This is a genomic window from Aquabacterium sp. (assembly GCF_004297345.1).
Taxonomy (GTDB): Bacteria; Pseudomonadota; Gammaproteobacteria; order Burkholderiales; family Burkholderiaceae_C; genus Aquabacterium.
Genome location: NZ_SCTN01000180.1, coordinates 1 through 20,654 on the forward strand (window position 1 = coordinate 1; position 20,654 = coordinate 20,654).

At 61.7% G+C, this 20,654-nt stretch carries 18 protein-coding genes, 1 tRNA gene and 1 pseudogene; 13 read left to right on the top strand and 7 right to left on the bottom strand.

The annotated features are described in order from the left end of the window. From EPO09_RS06075 to EPO09_RS06085, 3 genes are all read left to right on the top strand, one after another. Window positions 1–520 (top strand): ACT domain-containing protein (locus tag EPO09_RS06075; protein WP_290641214.1); only part of this gene is annotated, 520 nt, incomplete at its 5' end. 81 nt (window positions 521–601) lie between these two features. Then, window positions 602–692 (top strand) — tRNA-Ser (locus EPO09_RS06080). A 124-nt stretch (window positions 693–816) separates the two neighbouring features. Then, window positions 817–2,694, top strand: coding sequence for a PAS domain S-box protein (locus EPO09_RS06085; protein WP_290641216.1), 1,878 nt, complete (start codon window positions 817–819; stop codon window positions 2,692–2,694). A gap of 4 nt (window positions 2,695–2,698) precedes the next feature. Here the strand turns inward: EPO09_RS06085 and EPO09_RS06090 are convergent, their stop codons facing one another. Continuing rightward, the gene (locus EPO09_RS06090; protein ID WP_290641218.1) at window positions 2,699–3,580 is read right to left on the bottom strand and encodes an HDOD domain-containing protein; all 882 of its coding nucleotides are present in this window, start codon (window positions 3,578–3,580) and stop codon (window positions 2,699–2,701) included. Between the two features lie 195 nt (window positions 3,581–3,775). On the opposite strand from EPO09_RS06090, the gene EPO09_RS06095 reads away from it, so the two are divergent. Then, window positions 3,776–4,801: a recombination-associated protein RdgC gene (locus EPO09_RS06095; RefSeq protein WP_290641219.1), complete on the top strand. Its 1,026-nt coding sequence runs from the start codon at window positions 3,776–3,778 to the stop codon at window positions 4,799–4,801. Between the two features lie 4 nt (window positions 4,802–4,805). Here EPO09_RS06095 and EPO09_RS06100 read toward each other — a convergent pair. Together EPO09_RS06100 and EPO09_RS06105 are read right to left on the bottom strand one after the other, a co-directional pair. Then, window positions 4,806–5,468: pseudogene (locus EPO09_RS06100) on the bottom strand (alpha/beta fold hydrolase); the annotation flags it as partial. Window positions 5,469–5,478: 10 nt separating this feature from the next. Next, entirely contained in the window at window positions 5,479–6,537 is a 1,059-nt protein-coding gene (locus tag EPO09_RS06105; RefSeq protein ID WP_290641221.1) for a M14 family zinc carboxypeptidase, read from the bottom strand. Between the two features lie 171 nt (window positions 6,538–6,708). Between EPO09_RS06105 and EPO09_RS06110 the strand changes: the two genes are divergently transcribed. Both EPO09_RS06110 and EPO09_RS06115 read left to right on the top strand, forming a co-directional pair. After that, complete coding sequence (locus EPO09_RS06110) at window positions 6,709–6,846, top strand: hypothetical protein (RefSeq protein ID WP_290641224.1); 138 nt, start codon at window positions 6,709–6,711, stop codon at window positions 6,844–6,846. Between the two features lie 223 nt (window positions 6,847–7,069). Beyond that, on the top strand, window positions 7,070–8,038 hold the full coding sequence (locus EPO09_RS06115) for a sulfate ABC transporter substrate-binding protein (protein ID WP_290641246.1): 969 nt from the start codon (window positions 7,070–7,072) through the stop codon (window positions 8,036–8,038). 14 nt (window positions 8,039–8,052) lie between these two features. Here the strand turns inward: EPO09_RS06115 and EPO09_RS06120 are convergent, their stop codons facing one another. Continuing rightward, complete coding sequence (locus tag EPO09_RS06120; protein WP_290641225.1) at window positions 8,053–8,997, bottom strand: CysB family HTH-type transcriptional regulator; 945 nt, start codon at window positions 8,995–8,997, stop codon at window positions 8,053–8,055. Window positions 8,998–9,360: 363 nt separating this feature from the next. On the opposite strand from EPO09_RS06120, the gene EPO09_RS06125 reads away from it, so the two are divergent. From EPO09_RS06125 to EPO09_RS06150, 6 genes are read left to right on the top strand one after another with little or no spacing between them, the layout of a single operon-like run. Then, entirely contained in the window at window positions 9,361–9,780 is a 420-nt protein-coding gene (locus EPO09_RS06125) for a hypothetical protein (RefSeq protein ID WP_290641227.1), read from the top strand. Window positions 9,781–9,825: 45 nt separating this feature from the next. Continuing rightward, window positions 9,826–10,770 (top strand): LD-carboxypeptidase, encoded by a 945-nt coding sequence (locus EPO09_RS06130; RefSeq protein WP_290641229.1) that lies wholly within the window; start codon window positions 9,826–9,828, stop codon window positions 10,768–10,770. A gap of 46 nt (window positions 10,771–10,816) precedes the next feature. Next, window positions 10,817–13,102 (top strand): ABC transporter substrate-binding protein, encoded by a 2,286-nt coding sequence (locus EPO09_RS06135; protein ID WP_290641231.1) that lies wholly within the window; start codon window positions 10,817–10,819, stop codon window positions 13,100–13,102. After that, window positions 13,102–14,085, top strand: a complete 984-nt coding sequence (locus EPO09_RS06140) for an ABC transporter permease (protein WP_290641233.1) — start codon at window positions 13,102–13,104, stop codon at window positions 14,083–14,085. The genes EPO09_RS06135 and EPO09_RS06140 overlap by 1 nt, the downstream gene beginning before the upstream one ends. A gap of 17 nt (window positions 14,086–14,102) precedes the next feature. Beyond that, window positions 14,103–15,542, top strand: a complete 1,440-nt coding sequence (locus tag EPO09_RS06145) for an ABC transporter permease subunit (protein WP_290641235.1) — start codon at window positions 14,103–14,105, stop codon at window positions 15,540–15,542. A 2-nt stretch (window positions 15,543–15,544) separates the two neighbouring features. Continuing rightward, a complete protein-coding gene (locus EPO09_RS06150) occupies window positions 15,545–17,491 on the top strand; it encodes an ABC transporter ATP-binding protein (RefSeq protein ID WP_290641237.1) in 1,947 nt (648 codons plus the stop codon). A gap of 3 nt (window positions 17,492–17,494) precedes the next feature. Here the strand turns inward: EPO09_RS06150 and EPO09_RS06155 are convergent, their stop codons facing one another. Then, window positions 17,495–17,770 carry a DUF4404 family protein gene (locus EPO09_RS06155; protein ID WP_290641239.1) on the bottom strand — a complete coding sequence of 92 codons (276 nt, stop codon included), beginning with the start codon at window positions 17,768–17,770 and terminating at the stop codon, window positions 17,495–17,497. 89 nt (window positions 17,771–17,859) lie between these two features. Beyond that, window positions 17,860–18,738, bottom strand: a complete 879-nt coding sequence (locus EPO09_RS06160; RefSeq protein WP_367200047.1) for a glutathione S-transferase — start codon at window positions 18,736–18,738, stop codon at window positions 17,860–17,862. Between EPO09_RS06160 and EPO09_RS06165 the strand changes: the two genes are divergently transcribed. Beyond that, window positions 18,731–19,741, top strand: coding sequence for a GlxA family transcriptional regulator (locus EPO09_RS06165; protein WP_290641243.1), 1,011 nt, complete (start codon window positions 18,731–18,733; stop codon window positions 19,739–19,741). The two genes, EPO09_RS06160 and EPO09_RS06165, sit on opposite strands and share 8 nt — an antisense overlap. 39 nt (window positions 19,742–19,780) lie before the next feature. Here EPO09_RS06165 and fabI read toward each other — a convergent pair whose 3' ends face one another. After that, window positions 19,781–20,569, bottom strand: coding sequence for an enoyl-ACP reductase FabI (fabI, locus tag EPO09_RS06170; RefSeq protein WP_290641245.1), 789 nt, complete (start codon window positions 20,567–20,569; stop codon window positions 19,781–19,783). Window positions 20,570–20,654: the final 85 nt, after the last annotated feature.

Sequence of the window (20,654 nt, forward strand, 5' to 3'; positions counted from 1 at the left end):
CACGCTCATCAGTTTTGAGGAAGACGAGAAAATGGAACAAGCCGTTGTGTCAGGTATCGCGTTCAATCGCGACGAAGCCAAGATCACCGTGGTCGGCGTGCCCGACACCCCTGGCATTGCCTACCAGATCCTGGGCAAGGTGGCCGAGGCCAACATCGACATCGACGTGATCATTCAGAACGTGTCGCACGATGGCAAGACGGACTTCTCGTTCACGGTCCATCGCAACGACTTCGGCAAGACCGTGGAGTTGCTCGAAACCAAGGTGCTGCCTTCGCTGGGCGCTGCCAAGGTTGTGGGCGATCCCAAGATTTGCAAGGTCTCGATCGTGGGTATCGGCATGCGCAGTCACGCCGGCATTGCCGCCACGATGTTCAAGACCCTGTCTGATGAAAGCATCAACATCCAGATGATCACGACCAGCGAGATCAAGACTTCTGTTGTCATCGACGAGAAGTACATGGAACTGGCTGTGCGTGCACTGCACAAGGCCTTCGGCCTGGAAGAAGCCAAGGCCTGATCGGCGTTGTTGCACGACGCGTTGTTTTGAGCGCAACAAGCTGATAGCTCGGATTTCTGAGCTAGAATGCTTGCTGTTGCTGGAGACGTGGCCGAGTGGTCGAAGGTACTCCCCTGCTAAGGGAGCATACGCCAAAAGCGTATCGAGGGTTCGAATCCCTCCGTCTCCGCCAGAACAAGAAGCCCCCAAGTGAGCAATCGCTTGGGGGTTTTTCTTTTGCTGCTCGATGCTCGAACTGCGCGTAAAGTGCCAATCGGCGATATTTTGATTGCAGTCGGGCGCATTGGGGAGATTCTGTGAGCGACCTTCAGGTGGTTCTTTCTGCCATGTCAGAGGGCATCGTGATTCAGGATCGCGATGGGCGTGTCATCGAAGTCAATGACGCCGCCCAGCGCATCCTGGGCTTGACTTGCGATCAACTGATGGGGCGGACCTCCACCGATTCACGCTGGCGTTCCGTCAGGGAGGATGGCTCCGAGTGGGTTGGACTTGATCACCCCAGCATGGTCGCCCTGAGGACAGCTTGCCCGCAGCGCAATCAGATCATGGGCGTGGATGCGTCCGACTCAGGCCGGCGATGGATCAAGATCAATGCCTCGCCTATCTTCGATGACGGTGGCGAGACGCCATCTCGTGTGGTGGCATCGTTTGTGGACATTACCGAGCAGATCCGTTTGCAGAGTCAGCTGGCGCAAGCTGCCGATGAACTTGGCGATCTCTACAACAATGCACCTTGCGGCTATCACACGCTGGATGCCGCAGGGCGATTCACACGCATCAACGAAACGGAGTTGCGCTGGCTGGGCGTGACGCGCGAAGAGGTATTGGGCCGACTGGGTCCCATGGACTTTTTCACAGAAGAGGGGCGTCGCATTTTTCAGCAGCGTTTTCCGGATGTGCTGTCAGGACAAGGTGTGTCCGGGCTGGAGGTGGAGCTCCAGGGGCGGCATGGCGAGCTGCGCCGGGTCAGCGTGTATGCCTCCATCGTGAAGGATGCCGGGGGGCGCTTCATGCATACCCGCTCGGTGCTGCATGACATCACCTCCTTGCATGAAGCCAGGCAAGTCCTGGAGCACGTGATGCTGGATCAGTCCACCATGCTGAACAACGACTTGATCGGCATGGCCAAGGTCATTGATCGGCACTTTGTGTGGGTCAATCCTGGCATGACGCGTATCTTTGGCTATGCCCCGCACGAGTTGGTGAATCAGTCGACCCGGATGCTGTTTCTCAACGATGAGGATCACCGCAGCTTTGGGCAGGCCATTCTGGCTGATCGATCGAAAGGTGAGTACGCGCGTGCGCAGAGCCGAATGCGGCGCAAGGATGGGCGCGTATTGTGGATTGACGTCAATGCGGCTTTGCTGTCGGCTGATTCCGGTGAGTCCCTGGGTTTCATGGCGGACATCACTGAGCTGAAAGAGGGCGAGGAGGCGCGAGTCAAGGCCATGTGGCTGGAGCTGGAGAACCAGCGCGTCAAAGAGTTGCTCAATGAGCGCGAGGAGTTGCTGGACGTGCTGGCTCATGAAGTTCGCCAGCCCTTGAACAACGCTTCAGCGGCCCTTCAGTCCACGACCAGCGCGATGGAGCCTTCGCGCAACGAGCAAATGGCATCACCCGCAGCCAGGGCCAGGCAGGTGATTCACGATGTACAGGCCTGTATTGACAATACCTTGTCCGTGGCGTCCTTGCTGATGGCCAAAGGGCCCATCCAGCGCGAGGATGTGGACATCGATATGGTGATCAATCTGGCCATTGGCGACATGGCGCCTCGCCAGAAGGGGCGGGTGCTGATCGAGCGTCGCACGCAGACACGCACGGCCTCCATGGAGGTTGGCCTGATGCGCCTGGCGTTGCGCAATCTCTTGTCCAATGCCTTGAAGTTCAGTCCAGAGAGTTCACCAGTGGTGATTCGCCTTTCGGATTGCGATCATCCTCTGGCGCTGTTGATTGATGTTGTGGATGCGGGCGATGGCATTGCCGCTGAACTGCTTCCCCGGCTATTTGAGCGGGAGGATCGCGCCAGGCAAGAACGGAGCACCAAACGCAAGGGCTTGGGGCTCTATATCGTTCGCCGGGTGATGGAGTTGCATGGTGGGGCAGTGCAAGTGCTGCACAGTGATGCCAAGGGCACCACCATGCGCTTGTCCATTGCGCAGGGGGGTGATTACTGACGACTCAGTTGTCGCCGGCGAAGCGTTCGTGGAGTTCGTCCGCCCAGCTGTCGATATCCGAGTTGGAAATCGCCAGGGTCTGCATGGCCAGTGCGCCACCCTTGACCCATTCCGCATGGTTGTTGAGGCCCTGGAAGCGCTGGATGATGTGCTCGACGACCAGGCACAAGGCAATCAACTCATGGACGATGCTGGTGGCGCCTTCCTTGAGGTAGTCGTAGTCGTGATGCAGCTTGACAGCGTTGGCAATGTCTTGCGTCAGCCCCCAGGAGCGGGCCAGCAGGGAGCCAATGACCGTGTGATCCGTGGCGTGTCGTTCCTGCTCCACTTGCGTGAACGCCCGTTCGCTGCGGTTGGCTTCGACCAGTGTCTCGATATAGGAGGGTTGTGTGAAGCGCTGCGCCAGCAGCGGGATGCCGACATCGGCGAACAGGCCCATGGTCTGCGCTGTCTCGGTATCGATGCCGACGCGGCGCGCGAGCATGCCCATGGCCTGGCTGCGCTTGGAGGACACGTCCCAGAAACGGAAGAGGGCGGGCCCTTCGGTCGGGAGCACCTTGCGCAAGGCGATTTCCGTGAGAATGTGCTCACATCGCTTGAAGCCGATGATGTTGAAGGCCTCGGCGACATTGCCGATGCGCCTGCTCATGCCCAGCCAAGGTGAGTTGGCCAGTTTGAGCAGCGCAGCCGACATGGCCACGTCTGAGTTGACGATCGCGACAAGGCGATCAATGCGCGGCTCGGCCTGTTCCAGTTCCAGCTTGAGATCGACCAGGGAGCTGGGTCGAGGCGGAATGGTGATGTCCTTGAGCATATCGCGCAGAGACGGGGGTGGCGCTGACTGGCGCGCAGTGCTCCCGATCTGAGAATCGATAGTGGTTGGCATGCGTACTCCCTGTTGGTAAAACCTTATCGCCCTTTTGCGGGTTTATCTGAATCCGAAAAACTGGATGGATATCGGTATTTTTGCTGTGCACGCCACAAATCGGTGAGGTGGGGTACTCCGCTACACTGGGCGCTTAAGAGAACGCCTCTGCCAGGTCAGAGGCGTTTGCTTTGGTGGGTTAGTTGAAGGTCGAATGTGTTCAAGAATCTGACGGTGTATCGAATGGGCCCGGATTGGGCTGCCAGCGCAGCGGAAATCGAGGCCGTGCTGGACAAGGAGCGTTTTGTCGCCTGTGGGGCCACGCAACAGAAATCGTCGGGTTGGGTCGAGCCACGTGGCGAGGCGCACGCGCCGCTGGTGGAGGTGGTTGATGGCCACATGCTGCTCAAGTTGATGACCGAGCAACGCGTCGTGCCGGGCTCGGTGGTCAAGCGTCGCACGGAAGAAATCGCCGAGCAGATGGAGAAGAACACCGGCCGTAAGCCCGGCAAGAAGATCATGAAGGAGCTCAAGGAGCAGGCGCTGCTGGAGTTGCTGCCCATGGCCTTCACGAAGCAGTCGGTGACGCGGGTGTGGATCGCGCCCAAGCAGCGCTTGTTGATGCTCGATTGCGGCAGCCAGGGCAAGGCCGATGAGGTGGTCACGATGCTGATCAACGCCAATCAGGGCCTGGCCTTGTCATTGATCCAGACGGAGATGTCGCCAGCCGTGGCGATGACCCACTGGCTGGGCTCGGGCGAGCCGCCTTATCAGTTCACGATCGACCGCGAGTGCGAGCTGAAGTCAACGGATGAGATGAAGTCGGTGGTGCGTTATGCGCGCCACGATCTGGATACGGATGAGGTGAAGCAGCACATCGTCAGCGGCAAGGTGCCCACGCGGGTGGCCATGACCTGGCGCGATCGGGTGTCCTTCATCCTGAGCGAATCCATGCAGCTCAAGAAGGTGGCCTTTCTGGACGTCGTGTTCGAGGGCCCCATGGCGGCAGCCGGCAAGATGGACAAGGGCGAGGCGTTTGATGCGGATGCCGCCATTGCCACGGGCGAGCTGATCGAGTTGATTCCGGATCTGCTGGAAGCATTGGGCGGTGAGCAGGTCATGGGCCTGGGCTCGACGCCTCCTGCTGTGGATGCGCCAGCGATGCCAGCCAGGACTGAATCTGCGCCACCACCCAAGGCGCCGCATCCAGCGGAAGATCATGCCCCGCCGTGGGATGCCTGAGCAGTGGCAATTGCCATTGCTGGGCCAGCGCGGCTGAGCAGGCCGGGTTGACCAGACGGTCGCCCAGGCTGTTGAGGATCAGCGTGGGGACCTGCGGCGCTTGCCTCGGCGCACGGTAACGGGTGGCGGCCCAGAGTTGGCGCAAGCCATTGCGTGTACTGACCGGGTGCCGGGCCCGTAAGGCGAGCCACTTTGCCAGCGTCTTGTCTGGATTCGATGGGTGACGAGTGGTCATGGCCATGATGGCGCTTTCCCAATCGTGTGCGGTGGCTTGAGATGCCAGGAGTTTCAGGATCGTGGGGTAGTTGCGCGGCTGAAGCCGATGCCAGAAGGGGCTGAAGGGCCGCAAGCTGGTGTTGATCAACACGCAGCGGCTCAGTTCATCAGGGTAGGCGTGAGCCCAGGCGACCGTCACCATGGCGCCCAGTGACATCGCTATCACCTGGTACGGCGGGCAGTGGCCTTGCGCGCGCAACATGCCGCGCACCGCTTCAACCATGTCTTCCACCCGCGTGGGGCTGTCATGCAGATGCAGTTTGCCATTGCCGGGCAGGTCCGGTGTCAGAACCTGCTCGCCTGCGGGCAAGGCTTGTTGAAGCAGGGGCACGAATGCACCCCAGTGGCCTTGTTCCCGGGTCAGACCGCGTAAAAGGATCCAGGTGCTCATGGGCGTGTGCTCATCTTGTTTGGCCTCTGCCGGCACGTTTGACCTTGGGCCGCTCGGGGTACCAGCGGGCCAGTGCCTGCCTGTGATGCAGATCGCGCTCCTGCTCGTCGGGTTGCCAGCGACTGTGGCTGGCGACGGCGCGGGCCATGAAGTCCAGCAAGGCCATGTGGCGGCGTAACACCCGCTGTTGTCGATGCGCGATCAGCGGGTTGAAGATGCCATGCCGGGTGAACAACTGGCGTGGATTCTTCTTCACCCAGATCCAGGAGCCCATCTCCAGTGTCAGGGGCAGGAAGATGTGTTCGGAATGGCGTTCGCGGCCCAGCAGGTAGAGGTAATCCCACAGATCGCCATGGGTCAGGTAGTGCACGCTCTGGGGCTCGAACACATAGCGATGGTGCGCGTTGCTCTGATCGAAGATGCGGTGCAGGGCGTGGAGCTCGGCCAGATGGGGCAGCGGCTCGGCGGTATGGGCGAAGGGAAACCAGATGCGGTCCTGCACGCCGAAGCCCGAGTGGCAATCCACCGTCAGGCTGAAAGGTCGAGGCAGGATGGCTTGCTCGACCACCTGGCACAGCGCATAGCTCTCCTCTTGCATGGGGGCACCTTCCGGGCCGCGGTACCAGGGCAGGGTGGCGCTCAGGCGTTGGCCGCCGATCAGGAAGGGCACGTCCTCAAGGGCCTCGACCGGGGCATTGCGCATCAGGTCCACGCCTTGGGGGTTGGCGCGCGTGCCTTGCCAGAGTCCACCAGGGTTGACCAAGGGCATGAACACCAGCCGGACTTCGGCCAGCAGGGCGTGCAACAGGCTGTCCCACTTCAATCGGTGTACCAGGCTGCCCATATAGGCCAGCACCACCTCGGCGCCAATGCGCTCCAGGCCGTGGACGCCGCCGAAGAAGCCAATGGCCGGCGCGGTCGGATCCTGCGATCCCATGGAAACGGCCAGCACATCGAACGGATGCGAGCCCATCTGGATCTTGCACATCACTTGCGTGTCCAGATGGGGGCCGCCCAGCTCGATCAGGCGATGCAATTCTTCCAGTTCGGGCAGGACGGATGGGGGCACGCTGCAGGACGTCGGTAGACGCGTTGAGAGGCGAAGGAAACCAGAAAGGCTAGGGCGCGCAGATGTCAGGTGTGCGACAAGCGGCGGGTGCCTTGTCACTGGCGTGTCATTTACGCCTCATAAGCTGTCTTTCGCAGCCATGACCCTTTGGCTGGCCGGGAGTACACAGCCATGCACCATCGCACCTTCGAAAAACAGGCCTTCAAGATCGCCTTGATCAGCGTGGCGGCATTGGGCGGCCTGGTGGAATACGCGGCGCTGCTACGCGTGCGCCTGAGCACACAATTGGCGGCCATTCGCCAGCCCTGAGCAGCCAACACCGCGCAACACCGAGTTCATGCGTTTCCCGCATATGAAGCACTGATTTGCTTCGTTCTGAACACAAGGGCTTCTTCATACGATTCAGTCATCAACTCGCACTGATGTCTGCAACAAAGTCATGAAGAAATCCACTGCTCGCATCCCGTTTTTCACTTCACGTCGTGTCTTACTGAATCTGTCGCTGTCGACGCTGGCTTTGACATCGATCAGCATGGCCTCTTTGGCGCCTGTGGTCGCCCACGCCAAGGAGGTCACGCTGCTCAACGTCTCATACGACCCGACGCGGGAGTTTTATCAGGACTACAACAAAGCCTTTGCCAAGTACTGGAAGGGCAAGACCGGCGACGACGTTACCGTGCGTACCTCGCACGGCGGTTCGGGCAAGCAGGCCCGTTCCGTGATCGATGGCCTGGATGCCGATGTGGTGACGCTCGCTCTGGCCTACGACATCGACGAAATCAGCCAGCGCGCCAAGCTCCTGCCGGGTGACTGGCAAAAGCGCCTCAAGCACAACAGCTCGCCTTACACATCGACGATCGTGTTCCTGGTGCGCAAAGGCAATCCCAAGGGCATCAAGGATTGGGATGATCTGGCGCGCCCCGGCATTCAGGTGATCACACCCAACCCGAAGACCTCGGGTGGCGCACGCTGGAACTACCTGGCGGCCTGGGGCTATGCCGCGAAGAAGTTTGGCTCGGAAGCCAAGGCGCAGGAGTTTGTCGGCAAGGTCTACAAGAACGTGCCGGTGCTGGATTCCGGCGCACGGGGTGCGACGACCACCTTTGTTGAGCGCGGCATCGGCGATGTGCTGCTGGCCTGGGAGAACGAAGCCCTGCTGGCCATCAAGGAGCTGGGGCCGGACAAGTTCGACATCGTGGCCCCGTCTGTGAGCATCGTGGCCGAGCCGCCTGTGACCTTGGTCGACAAGGTGGTGGACAAACGCGGTACGCGCCCCGTGGCTCAGGCCTATCTGGACTACCTGTATTCGCCAGAGGGGCAAGACCTGGCTGGGCAGAACTACTACCGCCCGATCGATCCAGTTGCGGCGGCCAAGTATGCCAAGCTCTTCCCCAAGCTCAGACTGTTCACGATCGACGACGCCTTTGGTGGCTGGACCAAGGCGCAGAAGACGCACTTCAGTGACGGCGGCGTCTTCGACCAGATCTACATCAAGCGCTGATCAGGTATCACCGATCAGATGTCGAACTGCTCGCCCGTCTCGGCACGGGCGGCCATTTCGACCACCTTGCGCGTCAGCGGTGGCGCGAAGGTCTCGATGAAGCCGTACACATAGTTGCGCAGGAAGGCGCCCTTGCGGAACGCCAGGCGCGTCATGTTCACGGCAAACAGGTGGCCGGCGCCGATGCCGCGCAGGTTCAGGTCGCGGTCTTCGTCAAACGCGATGGCCGCGACGATGCCCACGCCCATGCCCAACTCCACATAGGTCTTGATCACGTCGGCGTCCATGGCGGTCAGTACGATGGATGGGGTGATGCCTTCGCGGGCAAAGGCCTCGTCAATGTGCGAGCGGCCGGTGTAGCCCTCGTCGTAGGTGATCAGGGGGAAGCGCGAGAGGCGTTGCAGCGTCAGCGGTTCGCCGTCCAGCAAAGGGTGGCCCGGTGGCACGACCACGGCGTGCGTCCAGGTGTAGCAAGGCAGGGTGACCAGTTGCGGGTATTGCGTCAGCGACTCCGTGGCGATGCCGATGTCCGCTTCCCCGTTGATCAGCATGTTGGCGATCTGGTGCGGCGAGCCCTGATGCAGGCTGAGCGTGACCTGAGGGAACATTTCCCTGAAGTCCTTGACGGCTGAGGGCAGGGCGTAACGTGCCTGCGAGTGCGTGGCCGCAATCGACAGGGGGCCCACACCATGCTCGGAGAAGTCGCGAGACGCCTGACGCAGGTTGTCGGCGTCGGCCAGCATGCGCTCGATGATGGGCAGCACTTGCGTACCTGGCTCGGTCAGGCCGGTCAGGCGCTTGCCCGCGCGCACGAAGAGATCGATGCCCAACTCTTCTTCCAGTTCTCTGATCTGGCGGCTCACCCCTGGCTGGGATGTGTGGAGCGCGTTGGCGACTTCGGTCAGATTGAAGCCCCTGCGGACGGCTTCCCGTACGGAGCGCAACTGCTGAAAGTTCATGGCGGTGCTTTCTTCATGCGAATTCCGTATTTTGTTGTGAGCTTCTTATGCGCAAAACAATGATTTGCGCATATGCATGTGCAAAAAACGCAGAAAGAGCCGTTTGCAGGACGTTGGAAAACTTGAGCCCTCAAATGTGAGCGTTTGAAACGCCAGCTTGCTCTTGGCGGTTGGCGAACTCTCGGCACGAAAGCCTGGATGAGCCCCCGGCGGCGGGCTCGCCGGGTCATCACGCTATGAGCTGCTCGGCAATTTCCGGGCACCTCGCCAAATCCGTCACAGGCGATCGGGGGGACTCCTCTGGACACCACATGGCCGGCATGAGTTGCTGGATGCAGGTGTTCCACTCATTTGGAGTCCGTCATGCAGGCAAAGACACTCTGTTTCAGTTTTGTGGCCGGGCTCATGCTGGCCATGACCAAACCCGCCATTGCTGGCGTACCTGACGACATCCGCAAGGACTTTGCCCATGCTGTGTACGACGGCTCTCCCGAGTTGGTTCACAACCGCAATCCCCAGCCCTTGCTGCGCGCCGTGATCGTGCTCAACGTGAAGCTGGATGAGGGCGATCACTGGCGTGCGGAGGTGGTGCGCACCAATGACGAACAACCGGAGATGCTGGTGCGGGCCATGGAAACCGTGCGCCGCGCGCCGCCGATTCAGTTGACGGAAGAGGCCAAATCCGAGCTGCGTCGCAACGGGTTCATCGAAGCCTGGTTGTTTGACAACGATGGCAGCTTCCAGGTCAAGACACTGGCCAAGGCGCAACGCAGCAGCATGTAAGTCTGTTCGGCCATGCCGGGCTGAGACTCAGGTCAGAATAGCGGGATGACTGATGCCCGCTCCTCCCTGATCATCTTCAGCCCGTCCGGCATCGTGCCGGTGGCTGCCCCGGTACGCAAAGCCGCCAAACGGCTCTCCGCTTTGGGCTTTGATGCACAAGTGGACGAGTCGGCCTTGCTCAAGCACCAGCGCTTTGCGGGTGAAGACGAGGTGAGGCTGGCGGCCATCCACCGTGTGGCGCAGACGGCGCCTCATGTGGCACTGGCCACGCGCGGGGGTTATGGCCTGAGTCGGCTGCTGGACCGCATCGACTGGCCGTTGATCGCCCAAAGCGTGGAGCGCGGCACCGCCTGGGTTGGCTACAGCGATGTCACGGCCTTGCAATTGGGCGCCCTGGCGCACAAGGCGACCGGTCCGGCCAAGGTTGAAGAGGGCGTGACGGCGGGCTTCTGGGCCGGCCCCATGGCCTGTGATGACTTCGGCCGCGCTGACAGCCCCGAAGGCGGCGACGACGTCACCCAGGACTGTTTTGTCGAAGCGATGACGGGTGAGCTGGAGGCGGTGGGCTTTCGCGCCGAAGCCGGGCACGACGGGTTGACCGTATCTGGCCGCTTGTGGGGTGGCAACCTGGCCATCGTGCAGGCCTTGCTGGGCACGCCTCATTTCCCCAAGATCAAGGGCGGCGTGCTGTTCCTGGAAGATGTCAACGAGCATCCCTACCGGATCGAGCGGGCCTTGCTGCAATTGCACCAGGCCGGCGTGCTCGAACAGCAAAAGGCCATCGTGCTGGGTGCGTTCACTGAGTACCGCAAGTCGCCTCTGGACCGTGGCTACAACCTCAAGACGGTGATCCAGTACCTGCGCACCCAGATCAAGACGCCGATCCTCACCGGCCTGCCTTTCGGGCACGTGCCTGTCAAGCTGACGCTGCCGCTGGGCCGCCAGGTCAACCTGGTGGTGCAAGGGCGCGACGCTTTTGTGATGTGGTGATCCTACCGAGCTATGGCGAACTGAAGGCAGGACACAATAGCTGCCCATGCACATCCTGCTGACCAGTCTTGCCCAACGCTTTCATGCCGGCCCCAACCGGGGTGTTCATGTGATGCGCCTGTGGTTGGTTGGCCTGCTCTTGTCCGTGCTGGCCGGGTGCGACAACAGTCCGCATCCAGACGGCGCAGCCGCACAAAACACGCTGTATACCGCGTTCAACGAGCGCTCGCCTCGTTATCTGGATCCCACCTCGTCTTACAGCAGCAACGAGACGCCCTACACCTACCAGATCTACGAGCCGCTGTATGCCTACCACTACCTCAAGCGGCCTTACACGTTGATCCCGCGTGCGGCCCAGGCCGTGGTGGCCCCGCACTATGTGGACAAACAAGGCCGTGCACTGCCTGACGATGCCCCTGCCGATCAGATCGCCGAGAGCATCTACGAGATCAGCCTCAAGCACGGCATCCTGTTTGCCCCGCATCCCGCCTTTGCCAAAGATGCACAAGGCCAGTATCTCTACCACCATCTGAGCAAGGCGGACGTGGGTGAGAAGCGCAGCCCCTGGCAGTTCGACAAGCAAGGCACGCGCGAGCTCGTTGCTGATGACTACGTCTACGCCATCAAGCGCCACGCCACCACCCGCACGGCCGCGCCGGTTTTCGGCACCTTTTCGGAGTACGTGGTGGGCCTGGCCGACTACGGCAAGCTGATCCAAGCTGAAGACAAAAAACTGCGAGCTGGTCTGGCGCCCTCGGTGCGGGACAAACCTTTCCTGGATTTCCGTCAATGGCCGCTGGCCGGCGCACAGGCCGTGGACAAGTACACCCTGCGCATCCGCATCATGGGCAAGTACCCCCAGTGGAAGTACTGGATGGCCATGACCTTCCTGGCGCCCATCCCCTGGGAGGCTGATGCCTTCTATTCGCAGCCCGGCATGGCCGATCATGGCTTGTCGCTCAACACCTGGCCGGTGGGCACGGGCCCGTACATGATGACCGAGTACGTGCAGGACCGCCGCCACGTGCTCAAGCGCAATCCCAACTACCGGGGCGAGCCTTATCCCTGTGAAGGCACCCCGCAAGACAAGGCCGAGGGCCGCCTGGCTGATTGCGGCAAGCCCACGCCTTTCATCGACACCATCGTCTTCAACATCGAGAAGGAATCGGTGCCGCAGGACACCAAGTTCCGCCAGGGCTATCTGGACATCCCCGAGTTCGACCAGATGAGCTATGGCAACGCCTACAAGATCCAGATGGAGGATTCGCCATCCTTCGACAAAGAGTTCCGCGACAAGGGCATCGTGCTGTCGCGCAATGTGGACCTTTCCAGCAAGTACATGGGCTTCAACTGGCTGGATCCCGTGGTCGGGCAGGGCGACACTCCCGAGCAGAAGGTGAAGAACCGCAAGCTGCGCCAAGCCTTGTCGATCGCCATTGACTGGGACGAGTACAACCGCATCTTCCCGAAAGCGGCGGGCGAAGTGGCGCAGGGGCCTTTGCCGGGAGGCGTGTTCGGTTCGCGGCATGGCACCTTGCAAGGCGTCAACCCGGTGACGCACAAGGTCGTCAATGGCCTGATCGTGCGCCGGCCTATCGAAGATGCGAAGAAGTTGCTGGCCGAAGCGGGTTATCCGGACGGCCGAGACGAGAAGACGGGCAAGCCCCTGGTGCTCAACTATGACTACGGTGCGCCCGCCACGCCTGAAGCCAAGGCCACGCTGGACTGGACGACCAAGCAGTTCGCCAAGCTGGGAATCCAGCTCGAAATCCGCGCCACGGATTACAACCAGTTCCAGGACAAGGTGCGCCGCGGCAAACACCAGATCTTCAGTTGGGGCTGGCTGGCCGACTACCCGGACGCCGAGAACTTCCTCTTCCTGCTGTATGGGCCGGGCGCCAAGTCCGTGCACGATGGTGAAAACGCCGCCAACTACCAGAGCCCTGAATACGACAAGCTCTACGCCCGTCTGCGCTTCATGGATGACGGCCCGGCCAAGCAGGCCGTGATCGACCAGATGGTGCACATCCTGCAGGAAGACTCGCCTTGGTCCTGGGGCTACTTCCCCTATGCATCAGGCGCCTATCACCGCTGGGTGCACAACGGCAAACCCAGCATCATGGTGCGCGATCAGGCTCAGTACTACCGCCTGGACACCGCAGATCGGGCCCGTAGCCTGCGCGAGTGGAACAAGCCTTTCTATCTGCCCCTGGTCATGCTGATCCTGATGTTGGCTGGTATGGGCTGGTGGGCTGCGCGCATGATCCGCGCTCGCCAGATGCAGACCGCCTTGCCGGCTGATCCTTCCACATCTTTGAGCAAGGGGCGCTGATGCTGTCGTACATCCTGCGCCGCCTGGGCTACGGTTTTCTCATCTTGATCGGGGTCAACCTGATCACCTTCGTGCTGTTCTTTACCGTCAATACGCCGGACGACATGGCGCGCCTGAATATTGGCGGCAAGCGCGTCACGCCTGATCAGATCGAAAAGTGGAAGGTCGAGCGCGGTTACGACAAGCCCTTGCTGTTCAATGCGAAGGCGGAAGGTTCCAGCAAGGTCACCGAGACCGTGTTCTGGGATCGCTCCATCTCGCTGTTCAAGTTCGAATTCGGGCGGGCTGACAACGCCAGCGCGGGTGACATCGGCTACCAGATCCGCCAGCGCATGGGCGTGAGTCTGCAACTCACGGTGCCCTTGTTCCTGCTGGGCTTGCTGGCCAGCATCATCTTTGCGCTGTGGCTGGTGATGTTCAGGGGCACGCCCATCGACTTCTGGGGCGTCGTGCTGTGCGTGTTCATGATGTCGATCTCCAGCCTGATCTACATCATCGCCGGGCAGTTCCTGTTTTCGCGCATGGCCAAACTGGCGCCCATCTCTGGCTACGCCAACGGGCTGGATGCCGTGCGTTTTCTGGTGCTGCCGATCTGCCTGATGCTGCTGGCCAGTCTGGCGGGGCAGGCGCGCTTTTTCCGTACCCTGTTCCTGGAGGAATCCGGCAAGGACTACGTGCGCACCGCGCGCGCCAAGGGCCTGACAGAGGGCCGGGTGTTGAGCCGTCACGTACTGCGCAATGCCATGCTGCCCATCATCACGAGCGCGGGCAGTGCGCTGCCTGGCTTGTTCATGGGCGGTTTGCTCACCGAGAGCTTCTTTGGCATTCCCGGCCTGGGTGCCTACACGATTGAAGCCATCGCCAGTCAGGATTTCGCCATCGTCCGCTCGATGGTCTTCCTGGGTTCGGTGCTCTACATCCTCTCCAACATCCTGATCGATGTGGCCTACACCTGGGCCGATCCTCGGGTGCGGATGCAATAAGGCGGGCGCGACACATCATGGGATTCAAGACCGTCATCTTGTGGACCGACGTGGTGCTCTGGCTGATGTTGCTGGGCCTGGCGCAGTACGTGCGCGTGGTCCGGCGCGACGAGGCCTTGAGGGCCACGTGGCAGCGCGTGTTCGTGACACCGGCAGGTATGGCCTCTGCCGTGGTCTTGGGGGCGATGCTGCTGGTGACGCTGGCCGACAGCCTTCACTTCCGGCGCGCCTTGCCCATCGTGCATGGCGAGGCGCTGGCTTACGACACGCGGACGGAATCGGTGCTGGACACCGGTCTGGCCAAGCTGATCGCCAGCCGCGAGAACAGCTATTCCAGCCCCCTGGCCACGCAAGGTTTCACCAAGGAAACCGTGCCTCCCAAGCTGGGCGACAAGCCCGTGCTCGATGAAAACGGCATGCCAGCCTTGCCCAAGCGCGTATTCCCGCGCCTCAAGCATGGCGGCGCCGGCCTGCTTGACGCAGACAAGGATTGGGCCGCTGACGTGGCGCAGCGTCTCTTGGCAGGAACAGCTGGCGGCGTGGCGATCGCACTGGTGCTGTTTGCGGCCTTGCGCTCCCGCATGGGCGATGACAACCCGCTGGCCTGGCGTGCTGCGTGGATGGCGGCCAGTTGCATGGGCTTTTTGCTGGCCTGGGGCGTGTCGCTGAGTTGGGGCGAGGGCTATCACGTGTTGGGTACGGACCGCACGGGCAATGACGTGCTCTACATCACCATCAAGAGCATCCGCACGGCCTTCGTGATCGGCAGCCTGGCCACCATTGCCACGATTCCGCTGGCGCTGGCCTTCGGGATTGCGGCCGGTTACTTCAAAGGCTGGGTGGATGACGTCATCCAGTATCTCTACACCGTGCTGTCGTCCGTGCCGAACATCCTGTTGATCGCGGCGTGCGTGTTGATGATGCAGGTGTTCATCGACAAGCACCCCGAGCTGTTCGAAACCGGCCTTGAGCGGGCCGACATGAAGATCTTCCTGCTGTGCGTCATCCTGGGTTTGACGGGTTGGGCCGGGCTGTGCCGCTTGTTGCGCGCCGAGACGCTCAAGCTGCGCGAGCTGGAATACGTGCAGGCTGCCACGGCCTTTGGCGCCAGCCCCTGGCGCATCATGCGCCGCCACATCCTGCCCAATGTGATGCACCTGGTGCTGATCACCACGGTGATCGAGTTCTCTAGCCTAATTCTGTACGAGGCCGTGCTGTCTTACGTGGGCATTGGCGTGGATCCGTCGATGAGCAGCTTCGGCGGCATGATCAATCAGGCGCGCGTCGAGATGTCGCGTGATCCAGTCGTGTGGTGGTCATTCGCTTCCGCTTTTGTGTTCATGGTCGGCATCGTGTTGTCGGCCAATCTGTTTGCCGATGCAGTGCGGGATGCCTTTGATCCGCGTGCGCGAGTGGTCAAACCAGTCAAGCGCCTTGCGGCGGCACCAGGAGCCTGAGTATGCTGCAACTGCAAGATCTGCAAGTCGCGCTGGACGCCGACGCGGGCCTGGTCAAGGCGCTCGATGGCGTCAGCCTGACGCTGCAACGTGGTGAAACCTTCGCGCTGGTGGGCGAATCAGGCTGCGGCAAGAGCATGACGGCGCTGGCCATCATGCGCTTGCTGCCAGACAACGGGCGCGTGATGCGAGGCCGTGTGGCCTTGAGCAACAAGGTGCCCGATGCCAAGCCCAACGAGTTGCTGGCGCTGCCAGAGTCGAGCATGCGCCGCATCCGTGGTGGCCGTGTGGGCATCATCTTCCAGGAACCGGCCACCAGCCTGAATCCGGTCATGCGGGTGGGGGATCAGATCGTCGAGGCGATCCAGGCGCACACTGGCTTGCGTGGGCCACAGGCGCGCAACAATGCCATTCAGTGGCTCAAGCGCGTGGGCATTCCCGAGCCTGAACGCCGCATCGACAGCTATCCCTTCGAGATGAGCGGTGGCCAGAAGCAGCGCGTGATGATCGCCATGACGCTGGCTGCCGAGCCCGACTTCCTGATTGCCGATGAGCCCACCACTGCGCTGGATGTGACCATACAGAAGCAGGTGCTTGATCTGCTCAAGGAGCTGCAAAGTGAGCGCCAGTTGGGCTTGCTGCTCATCACGCACGATCTGGCGGTCGTGGCAGACATGGCGCATCGCGTGGCGCTGATGTACGCCGGGCAGATCATTGAAGAAGCGCCTGCCGAGGTGTTTTTCAAGCGGCCGCGTCACCCCTATGCGCGCAGCCTCTTGCAGGCCTTGCCGGATGGCGTGTTGCGTGGCCAGAAGCTGGCCGCCATCGCCGGCACGGTGCCGCCGTTGTGGCAGACCTTCACGGCGTGCCGCTTCGAGCCGCGTTGCGAGCGTGCGCAGGCTCAGTGCCGTGCGCAAGCGCCCAAGCTGGAGCGGCAAGGGCAGCAGGCTGTGCGCTGCTTTTTCCCGGTTGGAAGTGGCGATGCGGCCATGCCATCCAATCTGACTGTTGACGGCGTGGCTGGTTTGGCAGTGGGCGCGGCGGCCATTACGGCTCAGGTTCGGGCCGCGTTGGCGCCTGAAAGCGTTGCTGCGCCTCAAGCCGCGCATGCTGCCATCGCCTTGCCCCTGTTGGATGTGCGCGGCTTGAATGTGCGCTTCACATCCGGTGGCGGTCTGTTCCGTCTGCCGCACGTCGTGCAGGCTGTGGCCGATGTGTCCTTCCAGGTGCATGCCGGGCAGACGCTGGCACTGGTCGGCGAATCGGGATGCGGCAAGACGACCACGGGGCGTGCCATCGTGCAGTTGCTGCGCGGCCAGCCTCAGATCCAGGTCTCGGGTGAGGCCTGGCTGGATGCTGGTGCGGACGGTGGCGCCGGCCGGCTGGATCTGTTCGCCATGCAATCGGCAGCGTTGCTCAATGCGCGCCGCTCCGTGCAGATGGTGTTCCAGGATCCGTTTGCATCGCTCAATCCGCGCATGCGCGTGCAGGACATCCTGCAAGAAGGCTTGCTGATCCTGCGTCCTGATTGGTCTGCTGATCAGCGCATGGCCCGGGTGCGCGAGTTGGTCGAGCGTGTGGGTTTGCGCGCCGATGCGCTCAATCGTTTCCCGCACGAGTTCTCAGGCGGTCAGCGCCAGCGCCTGGCGATTGCCCGCGCCTTGGCGGTGGAGCCGCGCGTGCTGGTCTGCGATGAGCCCACTTCCGCGCTGGACGTGTCCGTGCAGGCTCAGATCCTCAATCTCTTGCGGGAGTTGCAGCAGCAGCTTGGCCTGGGCATGTTGTTCATCACGCACAACATGGGCGTGGTCGCCTATCTGGCTGACCGTGTGGCCGTGATGAAGGCCGGGCGCGTTGTCGAGCAAGGGGAGGCGCAAGCGGTGTTTGAATCACCGCAGGACGACTACACCCGTACCTTGCTGGCTGCTGTGCCCAAGAGGCCGGTCTGAGGCTCAGATGCCCATCTTGCCCAGCGTGTCCATCACATCACGCAAGGTGCTGGCGATGTAGGGGTGCTCGGCGGCGAAGCGGGATTCAATCTCTTGCGCACGGTCTTCCAGTGTGGCGTCGCTGCCTTCGCGTGTCAGCGGGCTGCCTTGGGCCAGCACCTTCTGGATGTCCTGATCCAGTGTCTGCAGTTGCTGCTTGAGTTGGGCGTCCACTGGTTGCCCAGACTCCAGTTCTGTCTGCAATTTCTTCAGCAGCGATGCCAGCTCTTGTTTGTCCATGTGGTGTTCTCCGGTTCACGCTTTGATTGTGCCAAGCGAAGGCGCATGCGCCTAGGCCATGACACCATCATCTACGTGATCCAGATCATTCATGCACGCAGGCGATCGCTCTGTGGTGAAAACGCGCCGCCCGTGAATTCGCCGCGATGCAGGTCATACATGTGGCGCACCCACTGCAAGGCCTTGCGATCTCGCCAGGGTTGGATGGCGTCGGCCATGCTGGCTGCGAAGAGCGGTTCGCCATACACCGGGTGCTGAGCCGGGCAGGCGATGGGCGCGAGCAGGGCCGCCACGGTGATATCGGCCGCCGAGAAGCGGTTGTTGACCAGATAGAAGCGCCCGTCAGCCAGTTGGGTGTCCAGCCAGTTGATCTCGCGGGTGATGCGCTGGAGCGCCAGATCGGCACGCTTGGCCGTGATGTGCAGCTTGCGCCGAAATCCCCAGCGCACGATGGGGTAGGCGAGCCGCAAGAACGCAGCTTGGGGCGCGCTGGCGTGGTCGGTCCATAGCTTCAGGATGTGCTCGTCGGCTTTGCCGAAGCTGTTGGCGTACAGAAAGCGGGCCACGTCCTTGCCGATGGCATCAAAGCGTTGCTCGATGTCGCGCACTGCCTGCAGGTGCTCGGCAGGCAGGATGTCGAGCGGGCCGTAGTTGTCGATCAACCAATCCAGAATGCGCGGGCTGTTCTGAATCGCGGTTCGTGGCGTTTGAAGGATGGGTAGAGTGGTCTGCCCTTGCTTGCCCATGCGCAAGGCCGGCAGCATGTGGAATACCGGTGTCATGCAGACTTCACGATACGGGATGTGGCTGTGGTCCAGTGTCCAGCGGATCTTTTCGCTGTAGTGGGACATCGCGAACGTGTAAAGCGTGAGGCCGGAAGCGGTGTTTTTCATCGGGGTAATGCGGGCAAGAGGCTGATCGCCATTTTCAGAAAGCAGCTCGCTTCTTAGAATTGGCGTTATGGACATCTTTGATGCTGATATGGACAAGATGCGTTCGCCGCTCGCCAAACCTGCTGTCAAGCGCGTGCACCGCGTTGGCGTGCTGGTGTGCGAGGAGGCCAGTCTGGCCAGCCTGGGGCTGCTCATGGATGTATTCCGCATGGGTAACCAGTTGCCAGGGCTACATCGTTTTGAGTTGACGCGTGTCAGCGAAGATGGGCGGGCCGTCAGTCATGCCGACGGCGATCTGCGGGTCGAGGGGGATGCGTCCCTGCTGCGGGGCATGGACCTGGTGGTCGTGCCTTCGATGTGGACCATGGGGCCTCGCGCCGTCGAGCGCCACCCGGTGCTGGTGGCTGCCTTGCGTGATCTGCCCGAGTCGGTGCTGGTGGTGACGATGTGCTCGGGCGCCTATTTGCTGGCGGCGACCGGTCGATTGGCGGACAAGCGCGTCACCACTCACTGGATGCTGGCAGATGGCCTACAAGCTCGCTATCCCGACGTGCATGTGCTGGCAGGCGAGAACCTGGTGCAGCAGGGCGGCCTGATCTGTTCGGGCGGCTCACTGGCGGGGGTGGATGCCTGTCTGCATGCGGTGCAATTGCTGGCGGACCGGCGTACCGCCAAAGACCTGGCTGCCCTGCTCGTGACGGATATCAGCCGGGGCCCTCAGTCGAGGTTCATGCCCTCGCTGGGGATGCGACGTCACGCGGACCGTGAGATCAAGCTGATCCAGGATCGCCTGGAGGCTCAGTGCGATCAGGCCTTCTCGCTGGAGGAGTTGGCCGAGATGGTCCACGTGAGTGTGCGGACGCTGCAACGGCGGTTTCTGGCTGCGACGGGCATGACGCCGGTTCAGTATCTCCAGGCTGTGCGCATCGAGCGCGGCAAGGACTTGCTGGAGTCGGAGAGGCTGCCTGTGCCTGATATTGCCGCGCGCGTCGGCTATCAGGATCGCGTGGCTTTCGGGCGCCTGTTCAAGAAAATGGTGGGCATGACGCCCGCAGCCTACAGGCAGAAGCATCAGTAGGAGCACCCGTGAGGTGCTCCTGCGTGAGCAACCGGTTGATCAGCTGGCTTCGCTGCTGCCCGCCATCACGTGGCTGAAGCCGCCGTCCACATAGGTGATTTCGGCGGTCACGCCTGCAGCCAGATCGGACAGCATGAAGGCGGCGACGTTGCCGACGTCCTCGATCGTCACATTGCGGCGCAGCGGCGCGTTTTCTTCCACCACGCTCAGGATCTTGCTGAAGCCCTTGATGCCGGCCGCGGCCAGCGTCTTGATCGGGCCGGCCGAGATGCCGTTGACGCGGATTCCCTTGGGGCCCAGGCTGGCGGCGGTATAGCGCACGCTGGCTTCCAGCGATGCTTTGGCCAGGCCCATGGTGTTGTAAGCCGGCACAATGCGCTCCGAGCCCAGATAGGACAAGGTCAGCAAGGCAGCGTTCTCGTTCAAGTAGGGCAGGGCAGCCTTGGCCATGGCGGGGAAGCTGTAGGCCGAGATGTCATGCGCAATGCGGAACGATTCGCGCGAGAGGCCTTCCAGGAAGTCTCCCGCGATCGCTTCACGAGGCGCAAAGCCGATCGAGTGCACGAAACCGTCGATCTTGGGCCAGGCCTTGGCCAGATCCGCGAACATGGCGTCGATCTGCTCGTCGCTGCTGACATCGCAGTCGAAGATCAATTCAGAGTCGAACTCCTTGGCGAACTCGGTGATCCGGTCCTTGAAGCGGTCACCAACGTAGCTGAATGCCAGTTCGGCGCCTTCGCGTTTGCACGCTTTGGCGATACCGTAGGCGATCGAGCGGTTGGAAAGCAGGCCGGTGATCAGCAGGCGTTTGCCGGCGAGAAATCCCATGAGGTCTCCATTAGGGGTACTGAACCAGCCGCGGATTTTGGCATGGCAATGTGGGTAAAAGAGAATTTGTGGCCAATCTCTTGAT